The organism is Novosphingobium sp. Leaf2 (assembly GCF_001421325.1).
Taxonomy (GTDB): domain Bacteria; phylum Pseudomonadota; class Alphaproteobacteria; order Sphingomonadales; family Sphingomonadaceae; genus Novosphingobium.
In genome coordinates this window covers 310,829-331,564 of the sequence record NZ_LMJY01000012.1, presented here as the reverse complement: position 1 = coordinate 331,564, position 20,736 = coordinate 310,829, and the positions used below count along the sequence as shown (strand labels likewise).

The window sequence follows — 20,736 nt, the reverse complement described above, 5'->3', positions numbered from 1 at the left end:
CCATCAGTATTGTCGAAACGCCGGCCTGCCAGGGCGGCTGAAATTTAGAGAGTCAAGGAAACCGCCATGGCGAAGCCCGCAACCGTCAAGATCCGTCTGGTCTCGACCGCCGACACCGGCTTTTTCTACGTCACGAAGAAGAATCCCCGGAACACGACCGAGAAGTTCAGCTTCAAGAAGTATGATCCCGTCGTGCGCAAGCACGTCGAGTTCAAGGAAGCCAAAATCAAGTAAGGTTCACGGTCGGTTCAAGGCTGTGGACCCATCGGGAAAGCCATGAACCAGACTATGAAGATCTTTCGCTCTTGTGTCAGCGCGGCCGCTTTGGCCGCGCTTTCCGTTCCGGCCACCCTCACGCCGCTGCCGGCGCTGGCGGCAACTGACGCCGACGCCCGGCAGCTTGACCAGGCGGTGGCCGCCTTGCGCGGCATCGATACCCTCAAGGCCGATTTCGTCCAGACCGACCGCAACGGGTCTACCGTGCGAGGGGTGCTCACGCTAAAACGGCCGGGGCGCATCCGCTTTCAGTACGAGCCGAGCGCCAAGATGCTCATCGTCGGCGATGGCAAGGCGCTGACGATGGTCGATTACGAAGTGCGGCAGGTGCAGCGCTGGCCGATCAGCAACAGCCCGCTGGGCGCGCTGCTCGATCCCAAGCGTGATGTCGCCCGGTTCGGGCGCGTGGTCAGCACCGGCAACCCAAATGTCACCAGCATCGAGGTGCGCGATCGCACCCACCCCGAATACGGCGTCATTACGCTTATCTTCACGCGCAAGGCCTCTGCGCCGGGCGGGCTGGAACTCAGCTACTGGGTTGCGCTCGATTCGCAAAACCGGCGCACCACCATCAGCTTGTCAAATCAACGCTACGGCGTGCCCGTCACTGACAATGATTTTCGCTGGACGGACCCGCGTCCGCGCAACCGTCGATAGGAAACACCGGTCTGTCGCGGTCGCCCCAATGTCGCGACAATCGGCGACAGTTTTATGCCTTTCGTTCACTTGGCAGCAAGGCGATCGACCCTACATAGGTCTTGTCAGAACGGATTGAGGCGGGTTTTCCCCCCTGTTGCCCGCGCCTCCTGAGGTTCGTTCTGATACTAGCGTGACGAACGCTTACAGGAACCCTCGAGCCTCTGCCCCCGGCTCGGGGGTTTTCTGTGTGCGGGCGTGGCAGGGTGTTCCGGATTAGCTCTGCAGGTATGGCAATTCGCTGCCCGCGCTTCTAAAGCCGCCGTCATGAAAATCGCCACCTGGAACATCAATTCCGTCCGCTTGCGTATCGATCAGGTGGAGCGGCTGCTGACCGAACAGGCGCCCGACGTGCTGTGCCTGCAGGAAATCAAGGTGGCCGAAAGCCTGTTTCCGCACGAGATGTTCGAGCGGCTGGGTTACACCCACCGCGCCATTCACGGACAGAAGGGCTATCACGGCGTGGCCACCGTTTCCAAAGTGCCGTTCCGCGATTTTTCCCGACATGACTGGCAGGATAATGGTGAGGCGCGGCACGTGGGCGTGGAATTGTTGGGGCCGGGGCAGGGGATGATCGTGGAGAACGTCTACATCCCGGCTGGTGGCGACCTTCCCGATCGCACCGTGAACCCCAAGTTCGGCCAGAAGCTCGATTTCCTTGAACGCATGACCCGCTGGGCCGATGCGGTGGACCGGCCCACGCTGATCGTGGGCGATTTCAATATCGCCCCGCTGGAAAGCGACGTGTACGATCACAAGGCGCTGCTCAAGGTCGTCAGCCATACGCCGATCGAGGTGGAGACGCTCAAACGCTTTCAGGACGCGCATGGTTGGGTGGACATGGGCCGCCAGTTCATCCCCGCGCCCGAACGCAACTATTCCTGGTGGTCCTACCGCAGCTTCTGGCGGCAGAAGGATCAGGGCCGCCGGCTCGATCACATGTGGGCCTCGCCCGATCTGGCCCCGCAGGCGCGCAGCCATCGGTTCATCGAGGAAACCCGCCGGTGGGACCAGCCGAGCGATCACATCCCGCTCATCACCGAGTTCGCGCTCTGAGCGAGCCTGCGCCCATCGCCAATGGCCGGCGGGTGGCGCTGGCGCTCGATGCGCTGCGCCACGGTTGGCCGGTGCGCGTGGACGGCGGCGACGTGCTGCTGCCCGCCGAAACCGGATTTGGCGATGGCATCGCCGCGCCGCGTATGCTGATTTCGGCGGCGCGGGCGCTGACCCTCAAGCTGGCCAACCAGCGCGAGGCGGCGGTGCCCGAAGCGCCGGTGCTGATCCGCAGCGCAGAGCCGTTCGGCCTTGATACGGCGCGCGGCGTGGCCGATCCTGCGCTGGATCTGCAGACCCCGATGAAAGGCCCGTTCGCGGCGGAGCCTATCGCCGATCCGCAAGCCGCGCGCACGGCGATGGAACTGGCGCGGCTTGCCGGCATCCTGCCCGCGTTTTTGGTTTCGCCAACCGTGGCCGACGACGTGCAGGACGTGGGCACCGCCGACCTGGCGGAGTGGCAGGACACGCGCCACTTGCGAATCGCCTCGCGCGCGCACTTGCCGGTGGAGGCCGCCGAAAACGCGCAGATCGTGGCGTTCCGCGCGCTGGATGACTTGCGCGAACACGTGGCGCTGGTGATCGGGACACAGAACGGAGACCGCCCGCCACTGGTGCGGTTGCATTCCGAATGCCTGACCGGCGATATCCTGGGCAGCCTGAAGTGCGATTGCGGCCCGCAATTGCACGCCGCGCTGCGGGCGATGGCAGCAGAGGCGGCGCAAGGGGGCTGGGGCGTGCTGCTGTATCTGCGGCAGGAAGGGCGGGGCATCGGCCTAGTCAACAAGCTGCGCGCCTATAGCCTGCAGGATCTGGGCTTTGACACCGTGGACGCCAACAACCGCCTGGGCTTGCCCACCGAAGCGCGCGATTTTCCCGTGGCCGCGCGCATGCTGGACCTGCTAGGCGTGCGCGCGATCCGGTTGATGACCAACAACCCGGCGAAAGTCACCGCGCTGGAGGATGTGGGCGTTGCGGTGATCGAGCGGGTGCCGCACCGGCTCCCGCCCAATCCCCACAACGAACGCTATCTGGATACCAAGCGCGATCGCACCGGGCATCTGCTGTAGCGCGCGCCGTTACGGCACCATAATCAGCATCGCGCCCACCAGGGTTGCGGCCACCGCGACGAAGGCGGTCGCGATCAGGATGTCGCGCGCCGTAAAGCGATCGTGGTGATCCTTGCGATAGGCGCGGAACTGCGCCGCAAGATCGGCCTCGCTGGCGAGCAGCCCCACGTCGAGCGCGCTGGCTTCCTTGCGGAACCAGTGCTCCAGCTGTGCCAGTTCGTGGACATCGAGGTGAGGATAGCGCGCCAGCAGTGCGCGCGCGTCGGTATGGGCCGTGCCGGGGCTGGCATGTGTCGTAGCCATGTGTCATCGTCCTGAAAATCGGGAAGGGCGAGCGCAGGGGCGCTCCGTTCATATCCGAAGTTCAGGTGCGGGGCGGGGCGGTGCTGTCCGGGAGGCGCGCGGGATGGCGGCGCGGGGGTGCGCGTGGCTGCGGGCGCAGGAAGGGCCGCTCTGGCAGTGCCAGCGGCGCCAGGCTCGGCAGGAGGGCAACCGCGCGCGGGGGCACCGGCACGAGCGGCTGGGCGATCGTCGTGCGTTCATCCTGCACCCGCCGCGCCGAGGCCAACGCGACGTCGATGGTGGACGCGCTGAAGGCGGAGCCGGACACGCGCTCCAAAGGTGCGCGCATGGGCGCTGCGGCCTGCAGGCCGATGGCGGCCAGCAGCAGCAGCGTCCACATGCGCAACGGCGCGATGAAGGCGAAGGCGCGGTTCATGCCCTGTCAGCTAAGGACCGGGCACCGCTGTGGCAAGTCGCAGCGTCAGTTCCGGCCCCAGCGCCACCGCAAGCCGCCGCGCGTATGCCTGGCCACGATCGCGATGAACATGGCGGTGGCGAACACGATCAGCACCACTTCCGCCGCGCGGGCGCCGCTGGTCCCGATACGGGCAATCGCGCGTGCGCCGAACAGGCAGGCGGCGTACAGCCCGATCAGCGCCCAGCCTTGCCAGCGGATCGGCCGTCCCGCGCCGATGCCGAAGCGCTTGGGCGCGAACCACGCGCCGTCATCCTCGTTGGTGGTCACTCCGAAACCTCCTCTTTCGGCGGCCTGCCGCGCCGCGCCGGCTCGCCCGCGCCAACCTTGATGCCGCGCCGGGCGAGGGCTTCGCGCAGCAGCACTTCGACCTGGGCATTGACCGAGCGAAAGTCAGCCGCCGCCGCCCGTTCCAGCGCGATATACAGCGCGGGATCGAGACGGAGCGGGAAGGCCTTCTTGCCGGGGCTTGCCATCGTGGACTTAGCTGTAAAGCGTGCCGGTGTTGACGATCGGCTGCGCCTCACGCTCGCCGCACAGCACGACCATCAGGTTCGACACCATCGCCGCGCGGCGTTCGTCGTCCAGTTCCACCACGTTCTTTTCCGAAAGCTGCGTCAACGCCATCTCGACCATCGAGACCGCGCCTTCCACCAGCTTGCGCCGGGCGCCGATCACCGCTTCGGCCTGCTGGCGGCGCAGCATCGCACCGGCGATTTCCGGCGCATAGGCCAAGTGGGTGAGCCCGCATTCGTCCACCGTCAGCCCTGCCACCTGCAGCCGCGCGATCAGTTCGGTGCGCAACTGCGCGTTCACTTCCTCATGGCTGCCGCGCAAGGTGATTTCGGCATCCTCCACATCGTCATACGCATAGCGCGAGCCGATGGAGCGCACCGCCGCCTCGATCTGAACGTTCACGAAAGTGCGGTAATCATCCACGTCGTACAGCGCCTGCGCGGTATCGGCCACGCGCCACACCACGTTGGTGGCGATCTCGATCGGATTGCCGCGCAAGTCGTTGACCTTGAGCTTTTCGGACACGACGTTGTTGGCGCGCACCGCGATCTTGGTCTTGCTCATCCACGGCCACATCCAGCGTAGCCCTGCGTTGCGGTCCGTGCCGCGATAGCTGCCGAACAGGGTGATCGCAGCGGCCTGGTTGGGCTGGATCATGTAGAATCCGGTGACGATCAGCACCTGCACCACGATGGCGGGCAGCAGGAACGCCAGCACGGAGCCGATGGTGCCGGACGACGGGTCATCACTGCCGGCGAGCACCGAGATGCCGCCGATGATCGCGCCTAGCAGCACGATGAACACCGCGAGCATCACATAGCCGCTGCGCGTGGCGGCGACCGTTTCGTGGCTGGAGTTAATGGGTTTGTGCGTATCGGCCATGACTGAGTCCCCTGAAAAGGTGATATCACAATAATATCATCTGGGATCTCGTCAACCGGATTGTGCAGGCGCTTGCGGAGGCCTTCGCGCAAGTGTCCGCCACGCGCTCTTGCAAATGTGGTCACTTGTGCATATTCTTCGCATGCGGGCCGGGCCCCTCTGGCGCAGTGCAATGGGACAAACGTTTCCCGAGCACGGCGTGATGTCGGACCGCATCGGGTGATACCGGTGCAGGTTCGAGCAACATTTCTTCATGCAACCAGCAGCGCGTCTCATCCGATCGAACCACAACCCGGATCGATAGGGATACGTATGATGACGAACCGCATGTTCCGCCTGCTCGAACTGCACCAAAAGCTGGATGCCTTGATTGCGAGGGCCGCCGCCAGCCGCGGCGCCGATCCGCTTGCTCTTGCCCTGCTGCGTAAACGCAAGCTGCGCCTTCGCGAACGCCTGTCACGCCTGTTCGCCGCGCGGGTGATGGGGGCGTAAGATGACCGAATTCCTGTTCGCCAGCTGGCTGGGCACGCCGGTCTGGTTCTGGCTGGCCTTCGCCGCGCTGGTCCTCCTGCTCACCGCCTTTGACCTTGGCGTTCTGCACAAGGACGACCGGGCGATGGGCATCGCTGAATCGCTGAAGCTGTCAGCGTTCTACATCGCGGTCGCCATGCTGTTCGGGGGGTGGATCTGGTGGGCGAAGGGATCGGGGCCGGCGGTCGATTACTACACCGGCTATTTCATCGAGAAGGCGCTTTCGATCGACAACGTTTTCGTGATCTCGATGATCTTCGGCTATTTCGCCATCCCGTCGCGCTTCCAGTATCGCGCGCTGCTGTGGGGTATTCTGGCGGTCATCGTGCTGCGCGGGCTGATGATTGCGGGCGGCGCGGCGCTGATCGCGCATGCGCACTGGGTGATGTACCTGTTCGCCGCCTTCCTGATCTACACCGGGATCAAGATGCTGCTGGCCCGCGAGGCTGAGACCGACATCGGCAAGAACCCGGTGCTGCGCTGGGTTTCGCGGCACATGCGGGTAACGCGCGAACATCACGACCAGCACTTCTTCGTGCGGGAAGCCAACGCCAGCGGCACGCTGGTGTGGGCCGCCACGCCGCTGTTTCTGGCGCTGGTGGTAATCAATCTGGCCGACCTGGTGTTCGCGATCGATTCGGTTCCGGCGATCTTCTCGATCACCACTGACACATTCATCGTCTACACCTCGAATATCATGGCGATCCTGGGCCTGCGCGCGTTGTATTTCGCGCTGGAGGCGATGGTTCACCGCTTCCACTACCTGAAGTATGCGCTGGCGCTGGTGCTGGTGTTCATTGGCGGCAAGATCCTGATCGCGGACTTCGTGATGGGCGGGGCGAAGTTTCCCCCTCTGCTCAGCCTGGGGATCACCCTTGCCCTGATCGGGGGCGGGATCGGCTGGTCCTTGTGGAAGACGCGCGGGGCCGTCAGCCACCCGCACTGACGGTGCAATAAGCAGGTGCGTCGCCCCCGCCATGCGGGTAGGGGGCGACGATGCCTACCGACGACACCCTGCCTGCCGCCGCCAGTCCGCAAGCAGCCCCGCAAGCCGCATGGACTACGCGCCATCTGATCGCCCTGCTGGTGGCCAACGTGGCGCTCGCGCTGGGCGCGTGGCTGGTGCGCCTGTCCGATACCGGGCCGGTGGCCGCCGGGTTCTGGCGCCTGACGCTGGCGCTGCCGGTACTGATCGCGCTGGCATGGCGCGAGCCTGCCGCCCAGCGGCAGATCGGCAGGGGCGCGGCGATACTGATGCTGGGCGCAGGCGTGGTGTTCGCGCTCGATCTTGCCTCCTGGCATGTCGGCATCCTGCAGACCAAGCTGGGCAACGCGTCGTTGTTCGGCAATTCGGGCAGCCTGCTTATCATGGCGTGGGGCATGATCACCGCACGGCGGGCACCGCGTCTGCTGGAACTGGCCGCCGTCGCCGCCGCGCTGATCGGCGCTGGGTTGCTGATGGGCGGCTCGCTGGAGATCAGCCACGCCAATCTGGTGGGCGACCTGTTCTGCCTGGCGGCGGGGGGGTTCTATGCCTTCTACATCATCATGCTCAACGCCGCGCGCGAGCGGCTGGGCCAGTTCTCGGTGCTGGCGGTGTCCACCACGGCCAGTGTGCCGGTAATGCTGGGCATCGCACTGCTGCTGGGTGAGCGAATCATGCCGCACGACTGGACCCCGCTGATCGCGCTGGCCATCTCCAGCCAGCTGGTGGGGCAGGGGCTGCTGATTTATTCGTTGCGCCATTTTCCGCAGCTGATGATCGGCCTGGCGCTGCTGACGCAACCGGCGCTGTCGGCCGCGGTAGGGTGGCTGGCGTTCCATGAAACGCTAAGTGCGATGGACGTGGTGGGCATGGTGCTGCTGGCCGCCGCGCTGGCGCTGGCCAAGGCGGGCGACCGTCCGGCAACGAAGGCATGATCCGATGACCCGGCTGATCGTATTCAACAAGCCCTACGACGTGCTGTCGCAATTCACCGACGTGAAATCGCCCACTCCGCGCGCCACCTTGTCCGATTTCATGCAGGTGCCCGGCGTTTATCCGGCAGGACGGCTGGACCGCGACAGCGAGGGGCTGCTGCTGCTCACGGATGACGGGCGGCTGCAGGCCCGCATTGCCGATCCGCGCTTTCTTCAGGAAAAGACCTATCTGGTGCAGGTGGAAGGCGAGCCGGACGACGCGGCGTTGGCGGCGTTGCGCGCCGGCGTGAGGCTGAACGACGGGATGACGCTGCCGGCGCGCGCGCGGCGGATTGCTGCGCCGGACTTGTGGCCACGCGATCCGCCGGTGCGGTTTCGCAAGACGGTGCCCGATTGCTGGATCGAACTTACCATCCGCGAAGGCCGCAACCGGCAGGTCCGCCGCATGACCGCCGCCGCGGGCCATCCCACGCTGCGACTGGTGCGCTGGAGCGTGGGCGCGTGGTCGCTCGACGGTCTGGCACCCGGCGAATGGCGCGAGGTCGTGGTTTAGCGCGCGCCCAGATCGCCCAGGCCGATGGTGCCGGCGGCCATGCCCAGCATCCGGTCCAGGCTTTTCTTGGCGGCAAGGCGCAGCGATTCCTCGATCTCCACGCGCGGGGTCAGATCGCGCAGCGACAGGTACAGCTTCTCCATCGTGTTGAGCGCCATGTACGGGCAGATGTTGCAGTTGCAGTTGCCGTCCGCGCCGGGCGCGCCGATGAAGGTCTTGCCGGGCAACGCCAGTTCCATCTGGTGGATGATGTGCGGCTCGGTCGCTACGATCAGCGTATCGCCCGGCATCGTCTTGGCGAATTGCAGGATGCCGCTGGTCGAACCCACGTAATCGGCGTGATCCACGATATGCGGCGGGCATTCCGGGTGCGCCGCGATCGGGGCGGCGGGATGCTGCGCGCGCAGCTTGAGAAGCTCGGTTTCGCTGAATGCCTCGTGCACGATGCACACGCCCGGCCACAGTAGCATCTCGCGGTCGAACTTGCGGGACAGGTAGCCGCCAAGATGCCGGTCGGGACCGAAGATGATCTTCTGGTCGCGCGGGATCTGCTGCAGGATCGTCTCGGCGCTGGAACTGGTGACGATCACGTCGGACAGCGCCTTCACCTCGGTGGAGCAGTTGATGTACGTCAGCGCGATATGATCGGGATGCGCCTCGCGGAAAGCCTTGAACTTTTCCGGCGGGCAGGAATCTTCAAGGCTGCACCCGGCGTCCAGATCGGGCAGCACCACGATCTTGTTCGGTGAGAGGATCTTGGCGGTATCGGCCATGAACTTGACGCCGCAAAATGCGATGACGTCGGCGTCCGTGTCCGCCGCCTTGCGGCTCAACTCCAGGCTGTCACCCACGAAGTCGGCGATGTCCTGCAATTCAGGGCGCTGGTAGTAATGCGCCAGGATGACCGCGTTGCGCTCCTTGCGCAGCCGTTCGATCTCGGCGCGCAGGTCGATGCCGGTAAGATCGGCGGACATTACGGTCATCGCATTCCCTCTGTCATGGCGCTGCGGTTCTGTGCCGTCCGCAGCGGCGGTGTATCTAGGGATGCGCGCGGCCGGACCCAAGGGGAAAATGCCCGCGGGCTTAAAAGGTGCGGTTCTCAGATGGCAAGGCGCCAATCGTCCTGATTGCGAACGACTATGCCACGCCGTTCAAGGTCGATCAGATGGGCAAGCACGGAGCGGCCCGCCGCCGGCCACAGCCGCTCGTCCGTGCCTTTGTACATCGTGGGCACCATCGCGGCGATGCGGATGTGTCCCGCCTCCAGCTGGCGCAGGATCTGGTTTTCGCGCTGGCGGCGATGGCCCATCATCCCGCGCACCAGTTGGTGCGGGCGGTTGATTTCCGGGCCATGGGCGGGATAATATACGCTGTCCTGCTGGCGGGCATACAGCAGGGAGAGGCTGTCCATATACGCGCCCATGTCGCCATCGGGCGGCGACACCACGCTGGTGGACCAACCCATCACGTGATCGCCGGAAAACAATGCGCCCGTTTCCTCCAGCGCGTAGCATAAGTGGTTGGACGTGTGGCCTGGCGTTGCCAGCGCGCGCAACGTCCAGCCCGCGCCAGTCAGCGCCTCGCCATCGGCCAGCACGCGGTCAGGCGCATAGCTTTCGTCGAAGGATGCGTCGGCGCGCGGGCCGTCGTCGCGCAGCACCAGCGGCGCGCAGCCGATGATCGGCGCGCCGGTTTGCTGGCTGAGCGGAGCCGCCGCCGGCGAATGGTCCCGGTGGGTATGGGTGCAGCAGATCGCCACCACCCGGTCATCGCCTATCGCGTCCATCATTGCAGCGATGTGCTCGGCATCGGCGGGACCGGGATCGATGATCGCCACCTCGCCCGCGTCGCCCACGATGTAGGTCTGCGTCCCGGTGAAGGTGAAAGGCGAGGGGTTGCGCGCCAGAACGCGCCGGACCAGTGGGCCCACGCGCTCGGCGCTGGCATAAGGGCGGGCAATGTCGGTTGGCGCATCCATGAGGGTCGATATGGCGTCTTAGGCCCCCAGTGTCGAGGCTTGGCGCTCAGCTTGCGAGCCGGCGCTCGATGCTGGCCTGCAAATGCCGGATCGGGCTGGCCGCGCCGTCCGAGGCCAGCCGCCAAGCGTGATCGAGCCGCAGCAGCCGCGTATACAAGGCGCAGGTCGCCGCGATCAGATCGGTGGTGGCATCATCCAGCAAGGCCAGTTGGCTACGCTCGGAATGTAGCAGGCTCGCGCACAGGCGAGCATGGCGGCGGCGCTGCAGGTCGGTGATCTCGTGCCGGAAATAGGCGCGGTGGTTCAGCAGCCACGCGATCGCATGCATCATGCGGGTGGTGGTGCGCAGCCCTTCGGCACACAGCGCCACGCGGACAGGGTCATCCTCAAGCCGCGCTGCCGGGGCCGGAATCGCTAGCGCGAAGGTGTGGCGCACGTCATCGGACAACACCAGCGCGTGGCTGTAAAGCGCCTCGATGATGCGCGGGTTGAGCGTGGCGGGCTGTGACATTGCACCGTCGTATTTCGCATGCGCGACTTTGCTGCAACCGCAGCGCGGCGATCTTCCAGCGCAAAAACCGGAGTGTCCCCGAACGGCACGGCAACAAGGTGGAAAAACCGGCCCGAAAATCGTGATGCGGATCAGGCGATGATGTCGGGGATCAGATAATCGGCGATCTGGGCGATCTGGTCCTTGAGGCGCAATTTGCGTTTCTTGAGTCGCGCGATCTGCAACTGGTCGGTGCCGCCGGCATTCATCAGCGCGTCGATCGCGGCATCAAGGTCGCGATGCTCGATCTTCAGGATTTCGAGGCGCTTGCGCATTTCCTCTTCGGTCACGCCGGAATTCCTTTGTTTCGAGCCGGTTGGCGGTGCCCGGAAGGGCCGGTGTGCGATTCCCGCCCAACGCAGGATTCATGCGTTTCACCGATATGAAGCATTACGTGTCTTCGCAAGATCGCCGCGATGTGGTTCCTTGGTTTTTGCGCCGGATCACCAGTGCCGAGTCGTCATCCGGACGGCTTTGTGCACGTTAATGTTTTTCGTTCGCGAGCACTCGTTGCTCATGGGTCCGGCCCAAAGGAGGAACCGTCCATGGATAGTTCGCACGTCAGCGCCTTGCAGCTCAAACATGCCGGCATCGAACGGCAGATACACGAAGAATTGAGCCGTCCCGTGCCTGATGCCGTCGCAATCCAGGCCCTCAAGAAGCGAAAGCTGCAAATCAAGGAGGAAATCATCCGGTCCTGACCGGCTGAGTTTTCGCCCCGGTGCACGGTGCGTCGGTATGCCGCCGATCCTCGGGCATGGCATCATGCATGCAGGGGATCATATTTAACATCCGAATAAGCGCATTCGATGGCATCCGCTGCGTTCCCAAAGCCTGGACTTTGCGATAGGTCAGAGGGATGAGCAGTGGAGCCGTCGAAGCAGCACGAACGATCCTCACCAGCCTTCACGATGTGATGGCCTCGCGCAGCAACGCGCAGGCCAAGCTGAACAACGTGGTGGACGTGATCGGCGAATCCCTCGATTCCGAGGTGTGTTCCATCTACCTTCTGCGCGAAGGCATGCTGGAACTGTTCGCCACGCGGGGGCTGGCGCAGGAGGCGGTACACGTAACCCGCATGGCGATCGCCGAAGGGCTGGTGGGTTCCATCGCCGACCGGATCGAAACCCTCAACCTTGCCGAAGCTGCCGCCCATCCGGACTTTTCGTATCGCCCGGAAACGGGGGAGGACAAGTTCCACTCGTTCGCCGGCGTCCCGATCGTGCGGCGCGAACGCTGTGTGGGCGTGCTGTGCGTGCAACATGTCGAGCCGCGCCGCTACGAAGAGATCGAGATCGAGGCGTTGCAGACGGTGGCGATGGTGCTGTCCGAACTGATCGTCAACGCCGACCTTATCGACGAGGAGGACGCGCGCGCGCTCACCGCCGCGCAGACCGGGCCGGAGCAGCTGCGTGGGCTCACGCTGGTCAAGGGGCTGGCGTCGGGCGTTGCGGTGTATCACCAGCCGCGAGTCACCATCGAACACGTCGTTGCCGAAGATACCGAGGCGGAGCGCCAGCGCGTCATCACCGCGTTCGACCGCATGCGGGAGCAGATAGACCGTCTGGCCAACCAGGCCGAATTCGGCGTCGGCGGCGAACATGAGGAGGTCATCCAGACCTACCGCATGTTCGCATATGACGAAGGCTGGACCCGCCGCATCAACGAAGCGATCGATTCGGGCCTCACTGCCGAAGCCGCGATCGAGCGCGTGCAGCAACGCACGCGCATGCGCATGCGCCAGATCGACGATCCGCTGCTGGCGGACCGGATGCACGATCTGGAAGATCTGGCCAACCGCTTGCTGCGTATTGTCTCCGGCCAGCTGGGCACGGCGGCGTCGATGGGCCTGCGCAACGACGCCATCCTGATCGCGCGCAATTTGGGCCCGGCGGAACTGCTCGAGTATGACCGGCGGCGGCTGAAGGGCGTGATCCTGGAAGAAGGCTCGCTCACCAGCCACGTCGTCATAGTTGCGCGGGCGATGGGCATACCGGTGCTGGGCCGGGTGCGGGGCCTGCGCGGCGTGGTGCGCGAAGGCGATCCGCTGCTGCTCGATGCCGATCAGGGCATGGCGATGGTGCGCCCGTCCGCCGGTCTGGTCGAGGCGTTCGAGGCCCGCTTCGCCAAAAGCAAGGAACGCCAGGCCGTTTATGCCGGCATGCGCGATGTGCGCGCCACCACGCGCGATGGCACCCGCATCAACGTGATGATCAACGCCGGTCTGCGCGATGACGTTGCCAACCTCAACGCCACCGGGGCGGACGGCATCGGCCTGTTCCGCACCGAGTTTCAGTTTCTGGTCTCCGCCACCTTGCCCCAGCGCGAAAAGCAGACCCGGCTGTACCGCGATGTGATGGAGGCGGCGGGCGACCGGCCGGTGGTGTTCCGCACCGTCGATATCGGCGGGGACAAGACGCTGCCGTATCTGCGTCATGACGACGGCGAGGCGGAAGAAAACCCGGCGATGGGCTGGCGCGCGCTGCGCGTTGCGCTGGAGCGGGACGCGCTGCTCAAAGTGCAGGCCCGCGCGCTGCTGGAAGCGGCGGGCGGGCGGTCGCTTAACGTCATGTTCCCGATGGTGGCCGAACCGTGGGAGTTTGATGCGGCCAAGGCGGTGTTCGACGGGCAGCTGGCGTACTTGCGCAGCCAGCGCAAGGCCTTGCCCCAGGCGATCCGATATGGCGTGATGCTGGAAGTGCCGGCGCTGGCCGAACAGCTCGATCTGCTGGCCCCCAAGATCGCGTTCCTGTCGATCGGCACGAACGATCTGACCCAGTTCCTGTTCGCGGCGGACCGGTCCAACCCCAAGCTGGCGGAGCGGTATGACTGGTTGAGCCCGGCGATCCTGCGTTTCCTGCGCCGGGTGGTGGGCACCTTGGCGGATACGCCGGTGGACATCAGCGTGTGCGGCGAGATGGGCGGACGCCGGCTGGAAGCGCTGGCGCTGCTGGGGCTCGGCATCCGCCGGCTGTCCATCACACCTGCCGCCGTAGGCCCGATCAAGGAACTGGTCGGCAAAGTGGACATGAGGGACATCAAGGCGGCGATGGACGGGTGGCTTGCCGCCCCGCCGCCGAACTTGCGCAGCGAAATGACCACATGGGCGGCGCAACGCGGCATCTACGTGGATTAACGCGCGATCGGGGCGGCGCACGGGCTTTCCCGCGCATAAATTTCACCCTCACGATGGCACACTGATTGACTTTGCCGTGCCATCCGGTTTGGTTAGCACGTACGCCGTTACATCGACCATCCTTTGCGGAGCGGAATGGAAAACCTCGAAACTCAAGGCCTTGGCCAAAGTACGCAAAGCGCCGGAAGCCAGCTTCGTGCCGCGCGGGAGGCTGCCGGCAAAACCTGCGCCGACATTGCGACCGAGACCAAGATCGCGGAACGCCATCTCCATGCGCTGGAAGAAGACCGCCTCGGCGATCTGGCGGCGCGCACGTATGCGGTGGGTTTCGCCCGCACGTATGCGCGCGCGGTTGGCCTGGATGAACGGGTGATCGCGGCCAAGGTGCGCGAACAGCTGGATGGCCAGCAGGCGGAGCGGCCAAAGCCCGCGCCCAGTTTCGAGCCCGGCGACCCGGCGCGCGTTCCCACCCGGCGCTTGGCGTGGGGCGCGGCTGCCGGCGTGGTGGTGGCGGTGATCATCCTGCTCACGTTCTGGAGCAGCTTTCTGTCGCCCCAGGGCTCGCTGCCGGAACTCGTTTCACGCGAAACGGCCAAGCCCGCAGCCCCTGCGCGCGGCCCCGGTTCCGGCGCCACACCCGCGCAGGCTTCCGGTGGGCCCGTGGTGCTCACCGCGACGGGTGACAACGTGTGGGTCAAAGTGACCGACGGCGCCGGTCAGCAGGTGCTGCAAAATGAACTGGCGAAAGGCGAAAGCTGGACCGTACCGGCCAATATTCCAGGCCTGCAACTGCGCACTGGGCGCCCTGACGCGCTGCAGATCGCAGTGGGCGGCAAGCCTATCGCGCCGCTGTCTACCGAGCCGCGTCTGGTCACCGGCGTGTCGCTGGCCGCCGCCGACCTGCTGGCGCGCGCCAATCCTGCGGCCGCGCCCGGCGCATCGTCCACGCCGTCCGCCAGTCCTACACCGGCGGCCCCGTCGGCCCGTCCAGTCCCGCGCGCCGCGCAGCCTGCCGCCCGGCCAGCGTCGCGTGCGGTTCGGCCAACCCCGGTGCCGACGCCGGAATCGTTGTTACCACCATCGGTTTCCACGCCTTCCGACTGACGCATCTCGACAGGTGGGGGGCGTTTCAGGCAAGGATCGCAGTCAAGCGTTCACGCGCGGCCCGATGGTTAATCGCCGGTTCCACAGATCGCCGCCCGTGCGGCTTACGGCTTAGGTCCGGCTAGGAGTGACTTGGTGATGAAACGTAGCTTTGCGCCGATGCGCACGACGCGCTGGCTGGTGACGGTGGCAGCGGTGGGGATCCTGTCCGGCACCGGCCCCGCGATGGCGCAGGACGCCAACACGAACGCGCGTCTGAACAAGGTGGAGTCGGAAGTGCGCGCCCTCCAGCGCAAGGTTTTCCCCGGCGCGGACGGCAAGTATTTCGAGCCGCAGATCACCGCGCCTGCGACGCCGCGCCCCGCGCCCGGCGCCCCCAGCACTACGCCTGTCACCGACCTGCTGACCCGCATGGACGCAGTGGAAGCGCAAATGGCGCAGCTGACCGCGCAGACCGAACAGAACACCAATCGCCTGAACCAGCTGGAAGCCAAGCTGGCGACGATGACGCCCGCGCCGGTTCAGGCCCCGCCCGCCCCCGCGCCGGGCAGCGCGTATCCGGGGTCGTTGCCGCCGGCGCCCGCCGATCGTCCGGCTGCCGGCCCGGTGGCGGCACCGGCACCTGCGCCGCGCCCGGTAGCATCCCGTCCGGTGCCGCCCTCTGACTCGCGCGTCGAAGCGGTGCGGAAAATCGAAAAGCCGCAAAGCGGCGATCCGGGCGAGGATGAATACAGCTACGGTTTCCGCCTGTGGGAAGCCAAGTTCTACCCCGAAGCGCAGCAGCAGCTGAAGCTGTATCTGGAAAAGTATCCCAAGCACGCGCGCGCCAGCTGGGGCCGCAACCTGCTGGGCCGCGCCTATCTGGATGACGGCAACCCGAGCGAGGCCGCCAAGTGGTTCCTCCAGAATTTCCAGACCGACAAGCGCGGCGACCGTGCGCCGGACAGTCTGCTGTACCTGGCGATCTCGATGAAGCAGATGAAAGACACCAAGCGCGCCTGCATCGCGCTGGCGGAATTCGCCTCGACGTATCCCAGCGAGGCTGCCGGCCGTTTAAGCAGCGTCTACAATGCCACGCGCAGTGGATTGTCCTGCAGCTGAGCCGGTCGTGAAGCCGGACACCGTCGCGCGGTTTCACGGCTGTCTGGCGGCGATCTGGCCGGACGGGATCGATCGCGAGGATGCGCGGCTCGGTATCGCCGTGTCGGGCGGGCCGGACAGTCTGGCGCTGCTGCTGCTGGCCCATGCGGCGCTGCCAGGCCGGGTGGAGGCGGCCACCGTCGATCACGGCTTGCGGCGCGAAAGCGCGGGCGAAGCTGCCGAGGTAGCGCGGATCTGCGCGCTCCAAGGCATTGCGCATGCCACGCTGACCGTCACCGTCGCCCCCGGCAATCTGCAGGCGGAGGCGCGTGCGGCGCGCTACGTGGCGCTGGCGGACTGGGCAGAGGCGTGCACACTTGCCGCCATCGCCACCGCCCATCACGCAGACGATCAGGCTGAGACGCTGCTGATGCGCCTCAACCGCGCGAGCGGGGTGGCGGGCCTTGCGGGCACCCGTGCGCGCGGGCTGGTGCCCGACACCGGCCTCCCCCTGCTGCGCCCGGTGCTGGACTGGCGGCGCGCGGAACTGGCGCACGTGGTGGACGATGCGGGCATGGTGGCCGCGCAAGATCCCAGCAACGCTAACGATCGCTTCGATCGTGTCCGCATCCGTCAGGCGCTGGCGGGCGCGGACTGGCTCGACGCTGCAGCCATCGCCCAAAGCGCTGCGCACATCGCCGAGGCCGACGCCGCGCTGGACTGGATGGCGGCGCTGGAATGGCGCTCGTGCGTCAAACCAGAGCCGATGGGCCTGAAATATCGCCCGCAGGCCCCGCGTGCGGTGGCCTTGCGGGTGGTGGCGCGCATCGTGCGGGAACTGGGCAACGACGCGCCGCGCGGCAGTGCGATCGCCCACGTCTTTGAAGAATTGTCAGCCGGGCGACCCGCATCCATCGGTGATCTGGTCGCCCGGCCCAATGCCGGCGGCTGGAGCTTTGCGCGCGCGCCGGCGCGGCGGGCACGTCCGGTAAAAGCCTGAGCTTCAGGTGCCGACCAGATTGTCGCCCAGGCCCACTTGTTTGCCGCGCGTGATGTAGACCTTGTCGCCCAGCTTGGTGGTATCGAACAGCTTGGCAGCGAATGCATCGGGCATTCCCACGCAGCCGTGGCTGGCATAGCCAAGCGCAACGTCGGAGCCGTGCAGGGTGATGCCGTCGTTGGTCAGCCGCTGCATGTAGGGCATGGGCGCGCCGGTGTAGATGTTGGACACGTGGTTGCGGTCCTTCTGGGTGATCGGGAATATGCCCAGCGGCGTCGGCTTGTCGTCCGTGCCCAGCAGCACCGCCGCCGCGCCGATTTCATAGCCACCCCGGAACACCGAAATTACGCGCGCTTTGAGGTCCACCGTCACCATGATGGGGCCGGGCGGCACCCCGGCATCGTCCCAATGCCATTCGCCATACCTGATCGCGCCCTTGATCGGCAGGATGCGCTTGATTACGAACGGCTCGTCCTTGGCAGGTACGGGCGGCAGTGCGGGTTTTTGGGCGCGTTTTTGGGCGGGCTTTGGCGTGGGCGCGGCAAGCCTGGCTTCGGCGAGCGAGGCGGGGGCGGGCTTTTCCGGCGCGGCCGCCACCACCAGCACACCGGCGATGGCGGCAAGGGCCACGAAGCCTGAGGCGAGGAGAATGCGTGCGTCCAAAGTCTTGGTCTTCTCTTTTCCGGTCTGACGTAAGGATCGGCTATCGCAGGCGGCCCTTAGCATCGCGTAAATATGGCAACGATGCCGGTGAGGTGCATACCATAAAAAGCCGCTTTGCACCGCTGCCCAAGCCCGCTATGGGGCGCTTCCGCTGGTGGGCCGGTTTAGCTCAGTTGGTAGAGCAGTTGATTTGTAATCATCAGGCCGCGGGTTCGAATCCTGCAACCGGCACCAGCGGATTTTCGCGCACATTCCTCGGCAAGCTTACCATCGAACCCTATCCGGCGGCTTCCTTGAAGAGGCGGGGCGCGTGAAAGACGAAGCGCGAAGCGGACTGCCGGCGTCTGCAAGCAGAACTGCCTCAAGCTCATTTTTGCCAAGCCCTATCACCCCTGTACCAACGGCTTGGTCGAACATAGTGTTTCCCCGTCAACGAAGCCACCGCCAAACCCTTCCCGCACGCATCGGATCAGAAATTGCGGCGCGACGGGCGCCCCAAATCCGACCATCACAATCTGGGACCGGGTCGGATCGGATTTTCCGATCCGCAGCGAATTGAATCTGACTCGATTTGCCGAAGATGGTGTGCAATCCAATACACTTTTGGGCTCCAATTCCCATTCGCAGCAGACGGCTGGACACGCATCACGATGTCGGCGGAACACCGTCTGGCTGCGCGTTGCGCCCCTCAATTCGGTAATGGCCGCTGGCGATGATCGCGTCGGCGTAAACGCAGGCAATCGTAAAGCGTGTGGACGTGTAGGATCGTATTTATATCGTTAAAAAACAATAGATAATTAGGAATTTTTGCCATGTATTTCAATACGAGTCCTACCGCCGCTGTGTGACGTTGTGTCGATCGCTCGGCGCGCACGTGGCATTGCTTTGGGCAACCCGGTGGAACATCGTTTGCGGCGCGGCATTGCGATAGTGGCGCACACTGGGTAGATGAGAGCGATGCCTCAGGAAATTCTAGATAATCAAGGTCGCGGCGAAGTGTCGTGGCAATGGCCCGCCATTCACCGCGAGGGTCGCAAGTTCGGCGCGATCGCGGGCGCAATTACGTTGGTCGCGTGGCTGTTTTTCGGCCCCTGGGTCGGCTGGCCGCTGGCGGTGTTGACGCTGTGCGTGCTTGCGTTTTTCCGCGATCCGGTGCGGGTTACCCCACAGGACGACCGCGTGATCATCGCGCCGGCGGACGGGCTGGTAACGCTGATCGGTAAAGTGCCGCCGCCGCGCGAATTGACCATGGACGATGGAACCGGCTCGGCGCCGCTGCCGGCGGAACCTGTCACCCGCATCTCGATCTTCATGTCGGTGTTCGACGTTCACATCAACCGTGCGCCGATTGGCGGCAGCGTGAAACGGGTGATCTATATACCCGGCAAGTTCGTGAACGCTGATCTGGACAAGGCGAGCGAAGAGAACGAGCGCCAGCATATTCTGATCGAACGCGGAGACGGCACGCGAATCTGCTTCACGCAGATCGCTGGCCTGGTGGCGCGCCGTATCGTGCCGTTCATCAAGCCGGGCGACATTATCGCTGCTGGCCAGCGCATCGGCCTGATCCGCTTTGGCAGCCGGGTGGACTTGTATCTGCCAGCGGGCACCGAACCGCATGTGCTGATGGGCCAGAAGATCATTGCCGGAGAAACGGTGCTGGCGGTGCTGGGCAGCGGCCCGATGATCGAGGGCGTCGCTCAGTGATAGATGACCCTGCCGCGCAGGACGAAGCTTTCGCGGCAGGGCCCGGTGCTCGCAGACGCCTGGCGCCCGGGCTGTCCATGCGCGCGGTGGTACCCAATGCCATAACTGCCGCAGCTTTGTGCTCCGGACTTACCGGAATCCGGTTCGCCATCGCTGGCGATTTCGACAAGGCCGTACAGGCTGTTATTCTTGCCGGACTGCTCGATGGGATCGATGGCCGCGCGGCGCGGCTGCTGAAAGCGCAGACACGGTTCGGCGCCGAACTCGACAGTTTGGCCGACTCCATTTCGTTCGGGGTGGCGCCGGCGCTGATCGTGTATCTGTGGACGCTGCACCAGTTGCCCAGCCTGGGCTGGATCGCCTCGCTGGCCTTCGCGATCTGTTGCGTGCTGCGTCTTGCCCGCTTCAATGCCCGGCTCGACACGCTGGATCAGCCGCATAAGGCGGCGGGCTTTCTGACTGGGGTTCCCGCGCCGCTGGGGGCAGGGCTCACCTTTCTGCCGCTGTACTTGTCCATCGCCAGCGGGCGGCCCGAGTTCGCCAACCCGGTAATGGTGAGCCTGTGGATGGTGCTTATCGCGTTCCTCATGATCTCCAGCATCCCCACGCTTGCCTGGTCGCGCATGCGCCCGCCCGCGCATCTGCGGCTTGGCGTGATCGCGCTTGTGGGCCTGACAATGGCCGCACTGTTGACCGAACCCTGGTTCACGCTGGCGGCGATCAGCATCGTTTATCTGCTGCTATTGCCGTTGAGCGTGATCATCTACGGCAAGGTCAAGCGGCAAGACCGAATGCACACGCCGGACGCGCCTTAGCTTTAGCGCCGCGAACCGCCGGCCACAACGTCACCGATGTGCGATCGACGATCGCGGTGCGGCGGCGCACACGTTCCGTCGTTGTCCACGTTACCATCGTGTCTGCCCCGCAAACTCCAAGCTGCGTTCGCACCGACGCATATCCCGGACCGTATCGCCGAACCGTGGAGGCAATGGTGCACACGGATGCGAGCGCGGCGAGGGCGAATACGCAAGCAGCAAAAAGCGTCATAGCCGTTCCTTCCTGACCGTTGCCGCCCCAAATAACGGGGTGTGGACAACGTGTGGATAAAGCGAATCTGTTCTATCAATGTTCCGGTAAACACCGTTCGCTTTTTGTTCCATAGATGTCAATCGTAAAAAATTGCTATGGCTGCGGGGCACGAAAAAAGGGCGCACACTCATCGTAGTGTGCGCCCCATTTTGGTCCGGTGAAGTCAGGCCGCGTG

Annotated in this window: 25 protein-coding genes and 1 tRNA gene; 16 read left to right on the top strand and 10 right to left on the bottom strand. The window is 65.1% G+C overall.

The features are described 5' to 3' along the window. Positions 1-66 precede the first annotated feature (66 nt). From rpmG to ribA, 4 genes are all read left to right on the top strand, one after another. Positions 67-234 carry a 50S ribosomal protein L33 gene (rpmG, locus tag ASE49_RS08215; protein ID WP_008831595.1) on the top strand — a complete coding sequence of 56 codons (168 nt, stop codon included), beginning with the start codon at positions 67-69 and terminating at the stop codon, positions 232-234. A gap of 54 nt (positions 235-288) precedes the next feature. Then, the gene (locus tag ASE49_RS08210; RefSeq protein ID WP_235522890.1) at positions 289-933 is read left to right on the top strand and encodes a LolA family protein; all 645 of its coding nucleotides are present in this window, start codon (positions 289-291) and stop codon (positions 931-933) included. A 306-nt stretch (positions 934-1,239) separates the two neighbouring features. Further along, positions 1,240-2,028 carry an exodeoxyribonuclease III gene (gene xth / locus ASE49_RS08205; protein WP_056770325.1) on the top strand — a complete coding sequence of 263 codons (789 nt, stop codon included), beginning with the start codon at positions 1,240-1,242 and terminating at the stop codon, positions 2,026-2,028. 32 nt (positions 2,029-2,060) lie between these two features. Then, entirely contained in the window at positions 2,061-3,095 is a 1,035-nt protein-coding gene (ribA, locus tag ASE49_RS08200) for a GTP cyclohydrolase II (RefSeq protein WP_235522889.1), read from the top strand. Between the two features lie 9 nt (positions 3,096-3,104). On the opposite strand, the gene ASE49_RS08195 is transcribed toward ribA, so the two are convergent. The 5 genes from ASE49_RS08195 to ASE49_RS08175 all read right to left on the bottom strand — a co-directional run bounded on the left by ASE49_RS08195 (position 3,105) and on the right by ASE49_RS08175 (position 5,250). Beyond that, the gene (locus ASE49_RS08195; protein WP_056770321.1) at positions 3,105-3,398 is read right to left on the bottom strand and encodes a hypothetical protein; all 294 of its coding nucleotides are present in this window, start codon (positions 3,396-3,398) and stop codon (positions 3,105-3,107) included. 61 nt (positions 3,399-3,459) lie between these two features. Then, positions 3,460-3,813 carry a hypothetical protein gene (locus ASE49_RS08190; protein WP_056770318.1) on the bottom strand — a complete coding sequence of 118 codons (354 nt, stop codon included), beginning with the start codon at positions 3,811-3,813 and terminating at the stop codon, positions 3,460-3,462. 45 nt (positions 3,814-3,858) lie between these two features. Beyond that, positions 3,859-4,122, bottom strand: a complete 264-nt coding sequence (locus ASE49_RS08185) for a hypothetical protein (protein WP_056770314.1) — start codon at positions 4,120-4,122, stop codon at positions 3,859-3,861. Next, positions 4,119-4,328 carry a hypothetical protein gene (locus ASE49_RS08180; protein WP_056770310.1) on the bottom strand — a complete coding sequence of 70 codons (210 nt, stop codon included), beginning with the start codon at positions 4,326-4,328 and terminating at the stop codon, positions 4,119-4,121. Before ASE49_RS08180 ends, ASE49_RS08185 begins: the two co-directional genes overlap by 4 nt. A 7-nt stretch (positions 4,329-4,335) precedes the next feature. Then, on the bottom strand, positions 4,336-5,250 hold the full coding sequence (locus tag ASE49_RS08175; protein WP_056770307.1) for an SPFH domain-containing protein: 915 nt from the start codon (positions 5,248-5,250) through the stop codon (positions 4,336-4,338). 315 nt (positions 5,251-5,565) lie between these two features. Here ASE49_RS08175 and ASE49_RS08170 point away from each other — a divergent pair, with 315 nt between their 5' ends. From ASE49_RS08170 to ASE49_RS08155, 4 genes are read left to right on the top strand one after another with little or no spacing between them, the layout of a single operon-like run. Then, positions 5,566-5,742, top strand: coding sequence for a DUF465 domain-containing protein (locus ASE49_RS08170; RefSeq protein WP_082456380.1), 177 nt, complete (start codon positions 5,566-5,568; stop codon positions 5,740-5,742). 1 nt (position 5,743) lies between these two features. Next, positions 5,744-6,727 (top strand): TerC family protein, encoded by a 984-nt coding sequence (locus tag ASE49_RS08165; protein WP_056770301.1) that lies wholly within the window; start codon positions 5,744-5,746, stop codon positions 6,725-6,727. Positions 6,728-6,777: 50 nt separating this feature from the next. Further along, entirely contained in the window at positions 6,778-7,701 is a 924-nt protein-coding gene (locus ASE49_RS08160; RefSeq protein ID WP_056770297.1) for a DMT family transporter, read from the top strand. A 4-nt stretch (positions 7,702-7,705) separates the two neighbouring features. Then, positions 7,706-8,254: a pseudouridine synthase gene (locus ASE49_RS08155; RefSeq protein ID WP_056770294.1), complete on the top strand. Its 549-nt coding sequence runs from the start codon at positions 7,706-7,708 to the stop codon at positions 8,252-8,254. Here the strand turns inward: ASE49_RS08155 and nadA are convergent. The 4 genes from nadA to ASE49_RS08135 form a co-directional block, all read right to left on the bottom strand. Continuing rightward, complete coding sequence (gene nadA / locus ASE49_RS08150) at positions 8,251-9,237, bottom strand: quinolinate synthase NadA (RefSeq protein ID WP_056770291.1); 987 nt, start codon at positions 9,235-9,237, stop codon at positions 8,251-8,253. The genes ASE49_RS08155 and nadA overlap by 4 nt on opposite strands. Positions 9,238-9,353: 116 nt before the next feature. Continuing rightward, positions 9,354-10,232 (bottom strand): MBL fold metallo-hydrolase, encoded by an 879-nt coding sequence (locus tag ASE49_RS08145; protein WP_056770287.1) that lies wholly within the window; start codon positions 10,230-10,232, stop codon positions 9,354-9,356. A 46-nt stretch (positions 10,233-10,278) separates the two neighbouring features. Beyond that, positions 10,279-10,743 carry a DUF1465 family protein gene (locus ASE49_RS08140; protein ID WP_056770285.1) on the bottom strand — a complete coding sequence of 155 codons (465 nt, stop codon included), beginning with the start codon at positions 10,741-10,743 and terminating at the stop codon, positions 10,279-10,281. Between the two features lie 131 nt (positions 10,744-10,874). Next, a complete protein-coding gene (locus tag ASE49_RS08135; RefSeq protein WP_056770283.1) occupies positions 10,875-11,072 on the bottom strand; it encodes a YdcH family protein in 198 nt (65 codons plus the stop codon). Between the two features lie 255 nt (positions 11,073-11,327). Between ASE49_RS08135 and ASE49_RS17715 the strand changes: the two genes are divergently transcribed. The 5 genes from ASE49_RS17715 (at position 11,328) to tilS (ending at position 17,102) form a co-directional block, all read left to right on the top strand. Further along, on the top strand, positions 11,328-11,483 hold the full coding sequence (locus ASE49_RS17715) for a YdcH family protein (protein ID WP_082456360.1): 156 nt from the start codon (positions 11,328-11,330) through the stop codon (positions 11,481-11,483). Between the two features lie 158 nt (positions 11,484-11,641). Beyond that, positions 11,642-13,918 carry a phosphoenolpyruvate--protein phosphotransferase gene (ptsP, locus tag ASE49_RS08130; protein WP_056770280.1) on the top strand — a complete coding sequence of 759 codons (2,277 nt, stop codon included), beginning with the start codon at positions 11,642-11,644 and terminating at the stop codon, positions 13,916-13,918. A gap of 135 nt (positions 13,919-14,053) precedes the next feature. After that, on the top strand, positions 14,054-15,022 hold the full coding sequence (locus ASE49_RS08125; RefSeq protein WP_056770277.1) for a helix-turn-helix domain-containing protein: 969 nt from the start codon (positions 14,054-14,056) through the stop codon (positions 15,020-15,022). Between the two features lie 138 nt (positions 15,023-15,160). Next, the gene (locus ASE49_RS08120; protein ID WP_235522888.1) at positions 15,161-16,123 is read left to right on the top strand and encodes a tetratricopeptide repeat protein; all 963 of its coding nucleotides are present in this window, start codon (positions 15,161-15,163) and stop codon (positions 16,121-16,123) included. Further along, positions 16,092-17,102: a tRNA lysidine(34) synthetase TilS gene (gene tilS, locus ASE49_RS08115; RefSeq protein ID WP_082456359.1), complete on the top strand. Its 1,011-nt coding sequence runs from the start codon at positions 16,092-16,094 to the stop codon at positions 17,100-17,102. The genes ASE49_RS08120 and tilS overlap by 32 nt, the downstream gene beginning before the upstream one ends. A 3-nt stretch (positions 17,103-17,105) precedes the next feature. Here tilS and ASE49_RS08110 read toward each other — a convergent pair whose 3' ends face one another. Continuing rightward, positions 17,106-17,765 carry a L,D-transpeptidase family protein gene (locus ASE49_RS08110; protein ID WP_056770272.1) on the bottom strand — a complete coding sequence of 220 codons (660 nt, stop codon included), beginning with the start codon at positions 17,763-17,765 and terminating at the stop codon, positions 17,106-17,108. A gap of 158 nt (positions 17,766-17,923) precedes the next feature. On the opposite strand from ASE49_RS08110, the gene ASE49_RS08105 reads away from it, so the two are divergent. From ASE49_RS08105 to pssA, 3 genes are all read left to right on the top strand, one after another. Beyond that, positions 17,924-17,999 (top strand) — tRNA-Thr (locus tag ASE49_RS08105). 723 nt (positions 18,000-18,722) lie between these two features. After that, entirely contained in the window at positions 18,723-19,472 is a 750-nt protein-coding gene (locus tag ASE49_RS08100; protein ID WP_056770270.1) for a phosphatidylserine decarboxylase, read from the top strand. Further along, a complete protein-coding gene (pssA, locus tag ASE49_RS08095; RefSeq protein WP_056770268.1) occupies positions 19,469-20,287 on the top strand; it encodes a CDP-diacylglycerol--serine O-phosphatidyltransferase in 819 nt (272 codons plus the stop codon). Before ASE49_RS08100 ends, pssA begins: the two co-directional genes overlap by 4 nt. Positions 20,288-20,736: the final 449 nt, after the last annotated feature.

Coding starts and splice junctions, on each gene's coding strand:
- ASE49_RS17715 (WP_082456360.1), top strand. CDS start 11,328: ATGGATAGTTCGCACGTCAGCGCCTTGCAGCTCAAACATGCCGGCATC.
- ASE49_RS08190 (WP_056770318.1), bottom strand. CDS start 3,813: ATGAACCGCGCCTTCGCCTTCATCGCGCCGTTGCGCATGTGGACGCTG.
- nadA (WP_056770291.1), bottom strand. CDS start 9,237: ATGACCGTAATGTCCGCCGATCTTACCGGCATCGACCTGCGCGCCGAG.
- ASE49_RS08180 (WP_056770310.1), bottom strand. CDS start 4,328: ATGGCAAGCCCCGGCAAGAAGGCCTTCCCGCTCCGTCTCGATCCCGCG.
- tilS (WP_082456359.1), top strand. CDS start 16,092: ATGCCACGCGCAGTGGATTGTCCTGCAGCTGAGCCGGTCGTGAAGCCG.
- ASE49_RS08165 (WP_056770301.1), top strand. CDS start 5,744: ATGACCGAATTCCTGTTCGCCAGCTGGCTGGGCACGCCGGTCTGGTTC.
- ASE49_RS08170 (WP_082456380.1), top strand. CDS start 5,566: ATGACGAACCGCATGTTCCGCCTGCTCGAACTGCACCAAAAGCTGGAT.
- ASE49_RS08160 (WP_056770297.1), top strand. CDS start 6,778: ATGCCTACCGACGACACCCTGCCTGCCGCCGCCAGTCCGCAAGCAGCC.
- ASE49_RS08175 (WP_056770307.1), bottom strand. CDS start 5,250: ATGGCCGATACGCACAAACCCATTAACTCCAGCCACGAAACGGTCGCC.
- ASE49_RS08140 (WP_056770285.1), bottom strand. CDS start 10,743: ATGTCACAGCCCGCCACGCTCAACCCGCGCATCATCGAGGCGCTTTAC.
- ASE49_RS08195 (WP_056770321.1), bottom strand. CDS start 3,398: ATGGCTACGACACATGCCAGCCCCGGCACGGCCCATACCGACGCGCGC.
- ASE49_RS08100 (WP_056770270.1), top strand. CDS start 18,723: ATGCCTCAGGAAATTCTAGATAATCAAGGTCGCGGCGAAGTGTCGTGG.
- ASE49_RS08120 (WP_235522888.1), top strand. CDS start 15,161: ATGAAACGTAGCTTTGCGCCGATGCGCACGACGCGCTGGCTGGTGACG.
- ASE49_RS08155 (WP_056770294.1), top strand. CDS start 7,706: ATGACCCGGCTGATCGTATTCAACAAGCCCTACGACGTGCTGTCGCAA.
- rpmG (WP_008831595.1), top strand. CDS start 67: ATGGCGAAGCCCGCAACCGTCAAGATCCGTCTGGTCTCGACCGCCGAC.
- ASE49_RS08145 (WP_056770287.1), bottom strand. CDS start 10,232: ATGGATGCGCCAACCGACATTGCCCGCCCTTATGCCAGCGCCGAGCGC.
- ptsP (WP_056770280.1), top strand. CDS start 11,642: ATGAGCAGTGGAGCCGTCGAAGCAGCACGAACGATCCTCACCAGCCTT.
- ASE49_RS08210 (WP_235522890.1), top strand. CDS start 289: ATGAAGATCTTTCGCTCTTGTGTCAGCGCGGCCGCTTTGGCCGCGCTT.
- xth (WP_056770325.1), top strand. CDS start 1,240: ATGAAAATCGCCACCTGGAACATCAATTCCGTCCGCTTGCGTATCGAT.
- ASE49_RS08125 (WP_056770277.1), top strand. CDS start 14,054: ATGGAAAACCTCGAAACTCAAGGCCTTGGCCAAAGTACGCAAAGCGCC.